The organism is Phaeovulum vinaykumarii (assembly GCF_900156695.1).
In the GTDB taxonomy this organism is placed as follows: Bacteria; Pseudomonadota; Alphaproteobacteria; order Rhodobacterales; family Rhodobacteraceae; genus Bieblia_A; species Bieblia_A vinaykumarii.
This window is the reverse complement of record NZ_FTOM01000007.1, coordinates 115,388-129,236: the sequence shown is the minus strand read 5'-3', so window position 1 is coordinate 129,236 and position 13,849 is coordinate 115,388. Positions and strand designations below refer to the sequence as shown.

Here is a 13,849-nt window from a genome sequence, read left to right as displayed (position 1 = left end):
CGAAGGTAGGGCCTGCGCCTGCCCGCGGCCAGAGCCCCCGCGACGGTGGCGCCACGACGGGGCCTTGACGCGCGGACGGGGTGTCAGGCGCGGCGCAGGGCGCGCCCGGCGCGGGCATTGGCGGCCAGAAGCGCGAAATTGACCAGCCCCGCGAAGATCTCCAGCGCCTGGACCGTGTGGAAGCGGCTGTCGATCTGGCCCGCGGCGGCGCTCAGGGCCAGAAAGATGGCGCAGGGCACCAGCACCAGCAGCCCGTTCGCCGCCGCCAGCGCCAGCCGCCGCTGCTTGGCGCGCAGGATGCCGCCGGGGGCGGCGGGGGCCAGCTTGCGCCCCGAGATGCCGGTCAGGATCAGCGCCCCGATCATCACCGGCAGCGCCCACAGGATGGCCGTCTTGGCCGCGGGGATTGCCTCCGGGGCGGCCAGTTCGGCCCAGATCGAGACGCCCTGGAACACCAGCACCAGTGTCAGCGCCAGCGCCGCGGCCCCGGCATGAAGCCGGGCCAGGCGTGCGCGCTGCGGCATCGGAAGGGTGGACATGCGATTCTCTCCCTCAAGTAAATAGGACGCTATCCATATCGCATTTGCATTGCATCCTGTCCACCTGTAGGAGCCGCGCATGACCCGATGTTCCGCGCCCCCTGATCCTGCCCCCCCTGATCCTGGCTCCTCCGACACGCCCGCGCCCGACACGGGCACGCCCGACATGGCGGCGTTCCGGGCGGGCTCGGCGGGCTATCTGTCGAACCACCTGGCGCGGCTTTTTGCGGCGGAGCTGACCGCGGCGCTGGCGCCGCTGGGACTGGCACCGGCGCAATTCATGACGCTGCTGGAGCTGTGGGCCGAGGAGGGGCTGACCCAGGCCGATCTGGTGGCGCGGCTCGATGTGGAACAGGCGACGATGGCGCAGACGCTGGCGCGGATGGAACGCGACGGCCTGGTCACGCGCGCCCCCCATCCGACCGATCGGCGCGCGCGGCTGGTCGTGCTGAGCGACCGGGCCCGCGATCTGCGCGCCCCGGCGCTGGCGGCGGCGCAAGGGGTCAATGCGCGGGCCGAGCGCGCCATCGGCTCCGAGCGGATGGCCGCGTTGGTCGAGGTGATGGGCGATCTGGTGGCCGCGCTGCGCCGCCGCTAGGCCGCGTTCTTGCGCATCTGCCTGAAATTTGGGCATTCCGGCGCGGTGGGGCCGCTTTCCTGCCCGTCCTGCGGCGCTTTTCCGGGCACAGAGGGGGGCGAAACGCGGCGCTGCGCTTCCATGTCACCGGGCCTCTGCCTAATGCTCGGTCATCGGGATACGGAACGGGCATCGCATGGACGGCACCTTCTTCAACGAGATGTATCACGACGGGGCGGTGCGCACGCCCTATGCCCGGCTCGAGGACTGGATGCGCGCCATGCCCGCCGAGCTGCGCCAGATGAAACAGGCCGAGGCCGAGGCGCTGTTCCGCCGCATCGGCATCACCTTCGCGGTCTATGGCGAGGGCGGCGACCCCGACCGGCTGATCCCCTTCGACATGTTCCCGCGCGTCTTCTCGCAGGCCGAATGGCGCAAGCTCGAACATGGCATCAAGCAGCGTGCCCGCGCGCTCAACGCCTTTCTGATGGATGTCTACGGCCGCGGCGAGATCCTGCGCGCGGGCCGGGTGCCGGCGCATCTGGTCCTTGGCAACGAGGCCTATGAACGCGCGGTTGCGGGCATCTTTCCGGCGCGCGGTGTCTATAGCCATATCGTGGGCGTCGATCTGGTGCGCACGGGGCCCGACGAATTCTTCGTGCTCGAGGACAATTGCCGCACGCCTTCCGGGGTCAGCTACATGCTGGAAAACCGCGAGATCATGATGCGGATGTTCCCGACGCTGTTTCGGGAAAACCGCATCGAGCCGGTGGACGGCTATCCCGACCTTCTGCGCCGCACGCTGGCTTCGGTCGCGCCGCAGAAATGCGACCGCGAGCCCACGATCGCCATCCTGACGCCGGGGCATTTCAACTCGGCCTATTACGAGCATTCCTTCCTGGCCGACCTGATGGGGGTCGAGCTGGTCGAGGGGCCGGATCTCTTCGTCGAGGGCGGCTTCGTGTGGATGCGCACGACCGAAGGGCCGAAGAAGGTCGATGTGATCTATCGCCGGGTCGATGACGCCTTCCTGGACCCCTTGTGCTTCCGCCCCGATTCGATGCTGGGCGTGCCGGGGCTGATGGATGTCTATCGCTCGGGGGGGGTCACCATCGCCTCGGCGCCCGGTGCGGGCGTGGCCGACGACAAGGCGATCTACACCTATGTCCCGGACATGATCCGCTTCTATCTGGGCGAGGAGCCGCTTCTCCAGAACGTGCCCACCTGGCAATGCGCCAGGCCCGAGGATCTGAAATACGTGCTGGCGCATCTGCCCGAACTGGTGGTCAAGGAGGTGCATGGGTCGGGCGGTTACGGCATGCTGGTCGGCCCGCGCGCCAGCGCCGAGCAGATCGAGCATTTCCGCGCCCGCCTGCTGCGCCACCCGGACAACTACATCGCCCAGCCGACGCTGTCGCTGTCGACCACGCCGACCTTCGTCGAGGAGGGCATCGCGCCCCGTCACGTGGATCTGCGCCCCTATGCGCTGGTGGGCGAGCGCGTCGAACTGGTCCCCGGCGGGCTGACGCGCGTGGCCCTGACCGAGGGCAGCCTGGTCGTGAATTCGTCGCAGGGGGGCGGCGTCAAGGATACCTGGGTTCTGGCGGAGTGAGATCATGCTGAGCCGCACCGCGGAAAATCTTTTCTGGATCGCGCGTTACATGGAGCGCGCGGAATTCATGGCGCGCCTGCTCGAGGTGGGGGCGCGGATCGCGCTTCTGCCCTCGGCCGGGCATGGCTATCGCAGCGAATGGGAAAGCCTGCTTCAGGCGTCGGGCATGGCGGCAGGCTTTGCCGCCAAATACGGCGACCCGGTGCAGCGCAACATCGAAAGCTATCTGTTCTTCGAACGCGACAACCCCTCCTCGGTGGCCTCGTGCATCGAGCGCGCGCGCGAAAACGCCCGCATCGTGCGCACCGCGCTGACCACGCAGGTCTGGGACGCGCTCAACACCGCCTTTCAGGAAATGCGCCAGCTTGAGCGCCGGCCGCGCTCGCAGCTCGAGCTGTTCGAGATGACGGAATGGACCATGCGCCAGGCCGCGCTGCTGCGGGGCGCGATCGACGCCACGCTCCTGCGCAACGACGGCTATGATTTCCTGGGGCTGGGCTATGCGCTCGAACGCGCCGACAACACCGCGCGGATGATGGACGTGAAATATTACGTCCTGCTGCCGCAGGTCGAATTCGTGGGCTCGGGGCTCGACAATTACCAATGGCAGACGCTCCTGCGCGCGATGTCGGCGCACCGGGCGTTTCACTGGGCCTATGGCGGCGAGATCACGGCCGCCAAGATCGCCCATTTCCTGATCCTGAACCCGCAATGCCCGCGCTCGCTGGTCAATTCGGCCACGCTGCTGGTCAGCCATCTGGACCGGCTGGCGCGCGGCTACAACCGCACGACCATGGCGCAGCGCAATGCCCGCGCGCTTCTGGGCGAGCTGATGGAGATGCGCGTCGAGGATATCTTCGAGGAGGGCCTCCACGAATTCCTGCAACGCATGGAACGCGAGGTGGGCAAGCTGTCGGGCATGGTGCATGACGCCTATCTGAGCGGAGAGGCCCGATGATCCTGAGCGTCTTCCACGAGACCCGCTATTCCTATGACGCGCCGATGCGCGGCGCGGTCCAGAGCCTGCGTCTGTTTCCCTCGCGCTTCGACGGCCAGCAGGTCATCGAATGGGAGGTGTCGGTCGACAATGGCGTGCGTGGCGGGCGGTTCCGCGACGGGGCGGGCGACCAGGTCGAGGGCTGGTCGGTGCGCGGCCCCCTGAGCGAGGTCGTGGTGCGCGTCTCGGGGCGGGTGGCGACCGAGGATCTGGCCGGGGTTCTGCGCGGGCACCGCGAACAGATCCTGCCGGCGGCCTATCTGCGCCCGACCCTGCCCACCCATCCCGACCCCGGCCTGCGCGAGCTGGCCAACGGCGAGGCGGCGGGGGGCGCGGATGCGCTCGACCGGGCGCATCGGCTGGCCGAGGCGGTGGCCGAGGCCATCGCCTATCGCCCCGGCGTCACCCATGCCCATACCACCGCCGCCGAGGCGCTGGCGCTGGGCGAGGGGGTCTGCCAGGACCATGCCCATGCGCTGATCGCCTGTGCGCGTCTTCTCGACATGCCGGCGCGGTATGTCTCGGGGTATCTGCTGGCCACCGAGGACGGCACCCCGCACGAGGCCGCCCATGCCTGGGCCGAGATCCATGTGCAGGGTCTGGGCTGGGTCGGGTTCGACGCCGCCAACGGCTGCTGCCCCGATGCGCGCTACCTGCGTCTGGGGTCGGGGGCGGATGCCCGCGACGCGGCGCCCATCCGCGGGGTGGCGCTGGGTCCGGGCTCAGAGCGGCTTGATGTCACGGTGGCGGTCGAACAGGCCCAGCAGTGATTGACCGAGACTTCGCGTTAACCCTATGTCGATGCGTTGATGTCAGGGTGGGGCGATGTTCGCCGCCGGATCGGAGACGCCGATGACCTATTGCGTGGGTCTATTGCTGAACGACGGGATGGTCCTCCTGTCGGACACCCGCACCAACGCGGGGCTGGACAACATCGCCACCTATCGCAAGACCTTCGTCTTCGAGGCCCCTGGCGAACGGGTCGTGACCATCCTGACCGCGGGCAGCCTGTCGGTCACCCAGACCATGGTCGCGCGTCTGCGCGAGGCGATCGAGGATCCCGAGGCCACGCCCGATACCTCGATCATGCTGGCGCCGACCATGCTCCAGGTCGCCGAGATGGTGGGGGCTGAACTGGCCAGCGTGCGCCATGACATCGACGGCAAGATGAACGCGGCCAAGGTGTCGACCTCGGCCTCGCTGATCCTGGCCGGGCAGCGGGCCGGCGGCGCGATGCGGCTGTTCCTGATCTACCCCGAGGGCAATTTCATCGAGGCGACCGAGGACACGCCCTTCCTCCAGATCGGCGAACACAAATACGGCAAGCCCATCCTTGACCGGGTGGTGCGGCCCGAGACCTCGCTCGAGGATGCGCAAAAGGCGGTGCTGCTGTCGATGGATTCGACCTTGCGTTCGAACCTGTCGGTGGGGATGCCGCTCGACATGACGGTGATCGTGCGCGACGAATGCAGGGTGGGCAGCCGCCGCCGGATCGAGGCCGGCGACACCGATTTCGTGCGGATGAGCGAGGCCTGGTCGCTGGCCCTGCGCGAGGCCTTCACCCGCATCGAGATCTGAGGCGGGCGGGCTTTCCGCCCTTTGGGTCGCTTCCCTTCCGTCGTCTGCGTTCCGGTTCCGTCGGCGCGCCCCACCATTCTGGGCCACCCCACTCTGGGCCCTCCGCGCGGCAAGGCGGTCTCGATCGCCCGGCGCGGTGGCCACCCGTCGTTCCGCGGCGCGGTTCTCTGTCGTCGGGGGGCGCTTTGTCGTGAAACGGCTGCGCCCATGCCTCAGTCCCTGGGTCAACACGCCCGCGCCGATGGGGCGCCACACCGGCCGGTCAGGCGCGCCTGTCGCGCAGAGGCCACAGCTCCAGCACGCCTGCGCCGATCACCAGCGCCCCGCCCAGGATCTCGGCCGGGCGCAGCGTCTCGCCCGCCAGGACCGCCGCCGAGACCGCGCCGATCACGACCTCGGTCATCAGCAACAGGCCGACCCGCGCCGGTTCCAGCCGCACCGTCGCCCACATCAGCGCCATCAGCGACAGCCCCCACCACAGGCCCCCGGCCAGCAGCGCCACCGCCAGCACCGGGATGACGGGCACCGCCGTCCCGCCCGTCTCCGTCGCCCCCGCGGGCAGGGCCAGCGCCAGCCCCGCCGCCGCGGCCAGCGCGCCCAGCGCAAAGACAAAGGCCGCGGCGCCGGGCGCAAGGCCGGGGCCGCTGTCCCGCATCGCCTGGGCGCGCATGCCGGTGGTCGAAACCGACCACAGCATGCCTGCCGCCAGTGCCATCCATTCGCCGATCCCGCGGGGCAGGGGCAGCCCGCCGCCCGCGCCCAGCATCACCCCCAGACCGGCCAGGCCCAGCGCGATGGCGCCCATGCGCAGCGGCGGGATCGGCCAGCCCATCAGCCAGCGCCCGATCAGCGTGCTCCAGACCGGCGTCAGGAAATAGAGCAGGATCACCAGCGCCACGCGGCCATGGACAAAGCCCACCGAATAGAGCGCGAAGGCCGCGCCCCCCAGCGCCACGCAGAGAAGCTCGAGCATCGACGCCCGCGCGATCCGGGCGCGCGCGCGCAGCGCCAGGGGCGCCAGCACCAGCGCCGCCATCAGCGTGATCGCCACCGTGCCCCAGGCGCCGGGCAGGCCCAGATCGGCCAGCTTGCGCACCGGCAGCCAATACAGCCCCCAGAAGGCCCCGGTCCCCAGCACGATCGCCGAGGCGCGCATGCGCTGCCGTGCGTCCTGCATGATCCCGTCCCCTGCCGTTGTCGCCGCGCCGCCCCGGTCGTGCCCGTGGCCGGGGGATCAAAGGGCCGCGGTTCCGGGCTGTCAAGCCAGCGCCCGTCGAGGCGCGAGGCCGCTGCCGGTGTGGGCGAGGGAGGAAAAGCCCCGGGGCCGACCGCCCTCTCGTGTCCGCCCCGCGGGGGCGGGGGGCTGGCCCTTGCCCCCTTGGCGCGCCGCCTGGAGGCGAGGGGCGCAGACGGATTATGGTGGCGTGCGCGCGAGCGGGTATGGGCGGTGGGCGCGAGGCGGGTGTCCCTGCGCGCCCCCGCCCTGCGCGCCCCCCCAGTCCGGGGTCCCCACTGTCCCGCGCCGCCGCCGAGAGGTTCGCCGGGCGGGACGGGCGCGCCCGCGTGGCAGCCCCCCCTCCGCGCGGACGCAAATGCCGCGGGGCAGGGCGGTCAGCTGATGGGGCGCGGTCAGTTCAGATGGGCGTCAAAGAGCCCCGTGACCGCCTCGAAGAAGCGCGCGCGGGTCTCGGGGCGGTCCATCATGATCTCGTGCTCGACGCCCTCGGTCTCGATCAGCCGTCCCTTGGGCCAGCGCGCCATCAGATCGCGGATCGGGCCGGGCTCGACGATGCGCTCGTGCGTGCCAAGGCTCGCCAGCGCCGGCAGGTCGGGGGCGGCTTTTTCCATCAGCTGGGCGCATTCGCGCAGCCCCGCATCCACCCAGGCCAGGGTGGGGCCGGCGATGTTGATCCCCGGTTCCTCGGCCAGATGGCGGATCAGGAAGGCCCACATCGCCGGGTCGCGGGTCAGCATGTTGTCGTGGAAGGGGGCGCGCAGCACATAGGTCACCGGGCCCGTCATCGGCGCATAGGCGCCCCCCAGCCCCATGCGCAGCAGGTTCGCGGCCAGCACCGGGGCCACCTTTCCCAGGCCAAGGGGCAGCTTGATCCCCCACATCGGCGCCGAGAAGGCCGCCGCGCGCACCGGCAGCACCCCGCGGTGCAGCGCGCGCAGCCCGATCGTGCCGCCCATCGAATGGGCCAGCAGGAAGAAGGGCGGCTTGAGATGCATCGCCTCGGCCGCCGCCATCAGCGCGGCCACGTCGCGCTGGTAATCGGCGAAATCCTCGATATGCCCGCGCAGGGGGTCATCCAGCAGCCGATCCGACAGCCCCTGTCCGCGCCAGTCCAGCGTGACGGTGCCATAGCCTTCATGCGCCAGCGCCGCCGCGGCGGGGCCGTATTTCTCGCAATATTCGGTGCGGCCGGTGAACAGGATCACCGTGCCCTTGGCCGCCGCCTTGTGCCAGTGGACGGCGCGCAGGCGCACCCCGTCGGCCGCCCACAGCCACCATCCCTCGGCCCCCGGCGGGCCCATCGACATGGCGGCGTGGAACGGCGCGCCGCGCTCAGGCGCCCGCGACCGCATCAGCCCAGCCGCGCGCCAAGCTGCATGGCCAGGCCCATCGCGCCGTCGATCTTGAGCTTGCCGGTCATGAAGGCGGCGGTCGGGTTGACCTCGCCGTCGAGCATGCCGCGGAACACCTCGGCCGAGGCGGTCAGGGTCACTTCGGCCTCGGTTCCCGGTTCGGCCGCGCGCACGCCCTGCGCATCGGCGATGATCTCGCCCTCGCCGGGGATGACGAATTTCGCCACGCCGGGAAAGCCCCCCGCCAGTTTCTCCGACAGCTTGCTGACCGCGACCTCGATGACCTTGCTCATGCCCAACTCCGATTTGTGATGGCTGCTCTCTCGCAATTTGCAGCCCTTGGGTTACACTTGGGTTATGGGCAGCGCATCGACAAGGCACAATTGTTTCGTCACGGCACGGGCGGGGGTGTTTTTCCTGGCGCTGGCCGCGGGATGGGGCGCGCCGACCTGGGCGCAGGCGCAGGCGACGGCGGGGGGGGCGTCGGGGCTGGACCCGCTGTTTGACGAGCTGGCCGACCCCGACGGGCAGACCTGGGCGCGGGCCGAATCGGATATCCGCCGGGCCTGGTCGCATTCGGGATCGGCGGCGATGGACCTGCTGTTGCAGCGCGCCGAGGCGGCGCTGGATGCCGCCGAACCCGAGGTGGCGGTGGGCCATCTGACCGCCGTTCTGGACCATGCCCCCGATTTCGCCGCCGCCTGGGCCGCGCGGGCCAATGCGCAGGCGGCGCTGGGCCGGTTCGGGCCGGCCGCGGCGGATGCGGCGCAGGCGCTGTCGCGCGCGCCGCGCGACTGGAGCATGCTGACGCTTCTGGGCAGCATGCTCGAGGACATGAACCGCCCCGAAACCGCGCTGGCGGCGTTTCGGGCCTCGGACCGCTTGCATCCGCATCAGCAGGATGTGAAAGACGCCATCAGGCGGCTTGAAAGCCGCGACAGCGCAGAGGCGCTCTAGCCGCGGGGCCCTGGGGGCCGGCGGCCAGCGCAGGAGAGAAGTGATGGCGGGCGGGCGCATCGCGGCGGTTCTGGGGCCCACGAACACGGGCAAGACCCATCATGCGATCGAGCGCATGCTGGCGCATCGGACCGGCGTCATCGGCCTGCCGCTCAGGCTTCTGGCGCGCGAGGTCTATGACCGCATCGTGGCGCAGCGCGGCCCTTCGGTCGTGGCGCTGGTCACCGGCGAGGAACGCATCGTCCCCGAGCGCGCGGCCTATTGGGTCTGCACAACCGAGGCCATGCCCACCGACATCGGCGCCGATTTCCTGGCCGTGGACGAGATCCAGCTTTGCGGCGACCCTGAACGCGGCCATGTCTTCACCGACCGCCTCTTGCACGCCCGCGGCACCCTCGAGACGCTGTTCCTGGGCTCGTCGGCGGCGCGGGGCGCCATCGCTGAACTGGTGCCGGGGGTGCAGTTCTCCTCGCGCGAGCGGCTGTCGACGCTGAGCTGGGCGGGCTCGAAAAAGACATCCCGGATGCCGCCGCGCGCCGCCATCGTGGGCTTTTCGGTCGACAGCGTCTATGCCATGGCCGAATTGCTGCGCCGCCAGAAGGGCGGTTGCGCGGTGGTCATGGGCGCGCTCAGCCCGCGCACGCGCAACGCACAGGTGGCGCTCTATCAGAACGGCGACGTGGATTACCTGGTGGCGACCGATGCCATCGGCATGGGGCTGAACCTCGACATCGACCATGTGGCCTTCTCGGCGCTGGCCAAGTTCGACGGCCGGCGGATGCGCGCGCTCTTTCCGCATGAGATCGGGCAGATCGCGGGGCGGGCCGGGCGCTTCACCCAGGACGGCACCTTCGGCGTGACCGGCGAGGCCTCGGCCCCCCCGCCCGAGGTGATCGAGGCCGTCGAGGGCCATCGCTTCGCCCCGATCGAGCGGTTGCAATGGCGCAACGCGCGGCTGGAATTCGGCACGCCCGAACGGCTGATCGCGTCGCTCGAGGCCGCGCCCGATCATCCGCGCCTGCAACGCGGCCGCGAGGCCGACGACCTGCGCGCGCTCAAGGCGCTGGTGGCCATGCCCGAGATCCGCGACCGGCTGCGCCACCCGTCGGACCTGCGCCGGCTCTGGGATGTCTCCCGCATTCCCGATTTCCGCTCGATCTCGGAGACCGAGCATTCCACGCTGCTGGCGCGAATCTTCGGCTTCCTTCAGGATCACGGGCATGTGCCCGAGGATTGGCTGGCCGGCCAGATCGCGCGCATCGACCGCACCCATGGCGACATAGATGCGCTGTCGCGCCGTCTGGCCTTCATCCGGACCTGGACCTATGTGGCCCAGCGCCACGGGTGGCTGAACGACGAATCCCATTGGCGCGAGAAGACTCGCGCGGTAGAAGACCGACTGTCGGACGCGCTTCACGGCGCGCTGACCCAGCGATTTGTGGACCGGCGCACTTCTGTGCTCTTGCGCCGGCTCAAGCAGAAGGAGAGCCTTGTGGCCGAAGTGAATGACAAGGGCGAGGTCAGCGTCGAGGGCGAATTCGCCGGACGCCTCGCGGGGTTCCGGTTCATTCAGGACGGCACGTCCTCGCCCGATGAGGCGAAGACGCTGGCCCGTGCCGCCTATGAGGCGCTGCGTCCCGAATTCTCGCTGCGCGCGGACCGTTTCTACAACGCCCCCGATACCGAGCTTGACGTGACCGAGCAGGGCGGGCTGATGTGGGGCGAACATGCCGTCGGCAAGCTGGTGTGCGGCGCCGAGGCGCTGAAGCCCCAGGTCGAGGCCTTCGTGGACGAGGAAGCCGGCGATGACGTGGCCGAGAAGGTGCGCCGCCGTCTGCAACATTTCATCGACCGCAAGATCTCGACGCTGTTCGAGCCGCTCCTGGCGATGTCGCGCGACGAGGCGCTGACCGGTCTGGCGCGGGGCTTTGCCTTCCGCATCGTCGAGAACCTGGGCATCCTGCCGCGCGACGAGGTTGCGAACGAGGTCCGCGAGCTGGATCAGGACATGCGCGCCGCGCTGCGCCGTCATGGCGTGCGCTTCGGGCAATACACGATCTTCCTGCCGGCGCTGCTGAAGCCCGCGCCGACCCGGCTGCGGCTGGTGCTGTGGGGGCTGCATCAGGGGCTCGACACCTTCCCCGAGGCGCCGCCTCCGGGGCTGGTCACCATTCCGAACCTGCCCGAGGTGGAGCGGATCTGCTACACCTATTCGGGCTATCGTCCGGCCGGGGCGCGTGCGATCCGCATCGACATGCTGGAACGGCTGGCCGACATGCTGCGCCCCCAGGACAGCCGCGGCGGCTTCGAGGCCACGCCCGACATGCTGTCGATCACCGGTATGACGCTTGAGCAATTCGCCGATCTGATGGGGGGGCTGGGCTACAAGGGCGAACGTGGCGAACGTCCGCGGACCACCCGCCCGGCCACGCCCGAGACGGCACCTGCCGAGGCCGCGCCGGAAACGGGCACGGAAACGGGAGCCGAAGCCGCCGCCGAGACCGCCGCCCCCGAGACGGCCACCGCCGAGACCGCCCCCGCCGAGACCCCGACCGAAACGCCCGCGGCAGAAGCCGCCGACAGCGCGCCGGCGGAAACGGCCGCCGCTGCGGACGCGGCCCCCGCCGCGGCAGAGGCGCCCGAAGGCGGTGCCGCAACGCCGGCCGCCGCCGAGGAGATCGAGGTCTTCTATACCTTCACCTGGGCGCCCAAGCCGCGCGGGGATCGCGCCCGCCATGGCCGCCGCGGCGGCAGCGGTGCCGAAGGGCAGGCGCGCGGCGGCAAGGGCCGCGGCGCCGAGGCGGGTGCCGAAGGCAAGGGCGATCGTCCGCGCCGTTCGGGCGGGCCGCGCCAGTCCGAGGGCGGCGACCGCCCCGAGCGCAGCGGCGGTCCGGCGCCCAAGAAAAGCCGCAAGGGCGGCAAGTCCGACAAGTCGCGCGACGAGAAACGCGCGCGCAGCTTCGAGGCGCATCCCCCCCGCGACAAGAAGGTCGACCCCGACAACCCCTTCGCCGTTCTTGCCCAGCTTCGTGACAAGATCTGAGCCGGACGCACGACCGCCGCGGCCGGGCGGGGCGGCATGAGCCGCCGCCGGCCGCCGCCTTCGTCTGCTGACACAGACGGAGCCGACGCGGACGGAGCCACAGATCGGCTGCGTCTGGACAAATGGCTGTGGATGGCGCGCATGGCGCGGACGCGCGCGCTGGCGGCCGAACTGATCGGCGCCGGGCGGGTGCGGGTCAACGGCCAGCCCTGCCGGCGGCCCGGCCGCGCCGTCGGGCCGGGCGATGTGCTGATCTTTCCGCAAGGTCGCCGGCTGCGCGTCCTGCGCGTTCTCGGGGTGCCGCAACGCCGCGGCCCCGCCCCCGAAGCGCGCGGCTTCTACGAGGATCTGGATCCGCCCCCCGCACCCACCGATCCCGCACCTTCCGATCCCGTGCCGGATGAGGGGCGCGCCGCGTCTGCCGGGGCGCCTCGGGCCGCGCTTTCGGCCACGCCCTGGCCGGACCGGGACGTTTCATGATCTGCCGCGTTTTTGTGCATGCGACCCGCCGCCGCGCATGCGTCTTTCACGCGGGGATGACTTGAACAGGCCGGTCCGGGGCTATAGGAAACCGTCAGACCTTGAAGAGAGCCGCGTGTGAGAAATGACCTACGTCGTCACCGACAATTGCATCGCCTGCAAATACACCGATTGCGTTGAAGTCTGCCCGGTGGATTGCTTCTACGAGGGCGAGAACACGCTCGTGATCCATCCCGATGAGTGCATCGACTGCGGCGTGTGCGAACCCGAATGCCCCGCCGATGCCATCCGTCCGGACACCGAACCGGACATGGAGGAATGGATCGAGTTCAACCGCACCTGGGCCGAGCAATGGCCGGTCATCACGCGCAAGCGCGATCCGCTGCCCGAAGCCGCCGAACGCGACGGCGAGCCCAACAAGCGCGAAAAATACTTCAGCCCGAAACCGGGCGAGGGCGACGAGGCATAACCGACGGGATCTGCGCCCCCGGTGCGCCCCCGCCGTTCGCGTTCCGGTCAGGACGCGGGCAAAGGGGCCGCCCGCGGGCTGATCTTGCGTGCGGAATCGATTCGCGGCGCGTGCCTTTCCGGGGTGCGCGCCGCCTGCGTTTGGGGGGCTGCGCGGCGGGCGGACGGGGCGCGCGCGCAGATGCCGCAGGGACTTGGCGGCCTTTTCCCCTCACAAAAACTTGAGGATCCGGTCGGTCCCCCCGGTTTGGCGGGGGGCAGCTTTTGCGTGATGCGCGATTTCGTGTTATAAGGATGACACAAACGAACCGGGGGGTTTCATCGCCGCATGTCAGTTCACCTGCGGCGTTTTTCATGTCGAACACGGCGCTACTCTGGCGGGTTCTGCCCGTCCGCGGTGGGCGTGTCGCTGTGATCTCCCGGTGTTGCGTATGGACCTGCGAGGAAGCAACTGCATGACCAAGACCAAGAAAGCCGATTTCCGCCCCAACGATTTCGTGGTCTATCCTGCCCACGGCGTCGGCAAGATCGTCTCGATCGAGGAACAGGAAATCGCCGGTCTGCGGCTCGAACTGTTCGTCATCTCCTTTGAAAAGGACAAGATGACGCTGCGCGTGCCCACCCACAAGGCGACCGAGATCGGGATGCGTTCGCTGTCGACCCCCGATGTCGTCAGCCGCGCCCTGGAAACGCTGCGCGGCAAGGCCCGCGTCAAACGCGCGATGTGGTCGCGCCGTGCCCAGGAATATGAACAGAAGATCAACTCGGGTGACCTGATGGCCATCGCCGAGGTCGTGCGCGACCTGCACCGCGCCGATGACCAGCGCGAGCAGAGCTATTCCGAGCGTCAGCTCTACGAAGCCGCGCTCGAGCGTCTGACCCGCGAGGTCGCGGCCGTGTCGGGCACCGACGAGGCGCGCGCCCAGCAGCAGGTCGACGAGGTTCTTCTGTCGCGCGCGGCCTGAGCCGCCTGATCCTGACATCCTGGCCCCGCCGTGCCCGTCACGGC

General features: G+C 70.0%; 14 protein-coding genes. 10 read left to right on the top strand and 4 right to left on the bottom strand.

The features are described from left to right. Nucleotides 1-83: 83 nt before the first annotated feature. Nucleotides 84-539, bottom strand: a complete 456-nt coding sequence (locus tag BW949_RS13265) for a hypothetical protein (protein WP_097177053.1) — start codon at nucleotides 537-539, stop codon at nucleotides 84-86. Between the two features lie 79 nt (nucleotides 540-618). Between BW949_RS13265 and BW949_RS13260 the strand changes: the two genes are divergently transcribed. The 5 genes from BW949_RS13260 (at nucleotide 619) to BW949_RS13240 (ending at nucleotide 5,303) form a co-directional block, all read left to right on the top strand. After that, entirely contained in the window at nucleotides 619-1,137 is a 519-nt protein-coding gene (locus BW949_RS13260; protein ID WP_235816308.1) for a MarR family winged helix-turn-helix transcriptional regulator, read from the top strand. A 175-nt stretch (nucleotides 1,138-1,312) separates the two neighbouring features. Then, nucleotides 1,313-2,728: a circularly permuted type 2 ATP-grasp protein gene (locus tag BW949_RS13255; RefSeq protein ID WP_076366861.1), complete on the top strand. Its 1,416-nt coding sequence runs from the start codon at nucleotides 1,313-1,315 to the stop codon at nucleotides 2,726-2,728. A gap of 4 nt (nucleotides 2,729-2,732) precedes the next feature. Next, on the top strand, nucleotides 2,733-3,686 hold the full coding sequence (locus BW949_RS13250) for an alpha-E domain-containing protein (RefSeq protein WP_076366859.1): 954 nt from the start codon (nucleotides 2,733-2,735) through the stop codon (nucleotides 3,684-3,686). Then, nucleotides 3,683-4,495 carry a transglutaminase family protein gene (locus BW949_RS13245; RefSeq protein ID WP_076366857.1) on the top strand — a complete coding sequence of 271 codons (813 nt, stop codon included), beginning with the start codon at nucleotides 3,683-3,685 and terminating at the stop codon, nucleotides 4,493-4,495. Before BW949_RS13250 ends, BW949_RS13245 begins: the two co-directional genes overlap by 4 nt. An 82-nt stretch (nucleotides 4,496-4,577) precedes the next feature. Continuing rightward, on the top strand, nucleotides 4,578-5,303 hold the full coding sequence (locus BW949_RS13240) for a proteasome-type protease (RefSeq protein WP_076366972.1): 726 nt from the start codon (nucleotides 4,578-4,580) through the stop codon (nucleotides 5,301-5,303). A gap of 262 nt (nucleotides 5,304-5,565) precedes the next feature. On the opposite strand, the gene BW949_RS17605 is transcribed toward BW949_RS13240, so the two are convergent. From BW949_RS17605 to BW949_RS13225, 3 genes are all read right to left on the bottom strand, one after another. Next, nucleotides 5,566-6,480, bottom strand: a complete 915-nt coding sequence (locus BW949_RS17605; RefSeq protein WP_076366855.1) for a DMT family transporter — start codon at nucleotides 6,478-6,480, stop codon at nucleotides 5,566-5,568. A gap of 452 nt (nucleotides 6,481-6,932) precedes the next feature. Beyond that, on the bottom strand, nucleotides 6,933-7,847 hold the full coding sequence (locus tag BW949_RS13230; RefSeq protein ID WP_235816307.1) for an alpha/beta fold hydrolase: 915 nt from the start codon (nucleotides 7,845-7,847) through the stop codon (nucleotides 6,933-6,935). 44 nt (nucleotides 7,848-7,891) lie between these two features. Next, nucleotides 7,892-8,185 carry an SCP2 sterol-binding domain-containing protein gene (locus BW949_RS13225; protein WP_076366851.1) on the bottom strand — a complete coding sequence of 98 codons (294 nt, stop codon included), beginning with the start codon at nucleotides 8,183-8,185 and terminating at the stop codon, nucleotides 7,892-7,894. Between the two features lie 64 nt (nucleotides 8,186-8,249). Here BW949_RS13225 and BW949_RS17600 point away from each other — a divergent pair, with 64 nt between their 5' ends. The 5 genes from BW949_RS17600 to BW949_RS13200 all read left to right on the top strand — a co-directional run bounded on the left by BW949_RS17600 (nucleotide 8,250) and on the right by BW949_RS13200 (nucleotide 13,805). Beyond that, nucleotides 8,250-8,849: a hypothetical protein gene (locus BW949_RS17600; protein ID WP_143524452.1), complete on the top strand. Its 600-nt coding sequence runs from the start codon at nucleotides 8,250-8,252 to the stop codon at nucleotides 8,847-8,849. 43 nt (nucleotides 8,850-8,892) lie between these two features. Beyond that, nucleotides 8,893-11,892 carry a helicase-related protein gene (locus tag BW949_RS13215; RefSeq protein WP_076366847.1) on the top strand — a complete coding sequence of 1,000 codons (3,000 nt, stop codon included), beginning with the start codon at nucleotides 8,893-8,895 and terminating at the stop codon, nucleotides 11,890-11,892. Nucleotides 11,893-11,928: 36 nt separating this feature from the next. Beyond that, nucleotides 11,929-12,372 (top strand): RNA-binding S4 domain-containing protein, encoded by a 444-nt coding sequence (locus tag BW949_RS13210; RefSeq protein WP_083947767.1) that lies wholly within the window; start codon nucleotides 11,929-11,931, stop codon nucleotides 12,370-12,372. A 124-nt stretch (nucleotides 12,373-12,496) separates the two neighbouring features. Beyond that, nucleotides 12,497-12,841, top strand: a complete 345-nt coding sequence (fdxA, locus tag BW949_RS13205) for a ferredoxin FdxA (protein ID WP_076366843.1) — start codon at nucleotides 12,497-12,499, stop codon at nucleotides 12,839-12,841. A gap of 454 nt (nucleotides 12,842-13,295) precedes the next feature. Continuing rightward, nucleotides 13,296-13,805 (top strand): CarD family transcriptional regulator, encoded by a 510-nt coding sequence (locus tag BW949_RS13200; protein ID WP_076366841.1) that lies wholly within the window; start codon nucleotides 13,296-13,298, stop codon nucleotides 13,803-13,805. The last annotated feature ends 44 nt before the right edge of the window (nucleotides 13,806-13,849 follow it).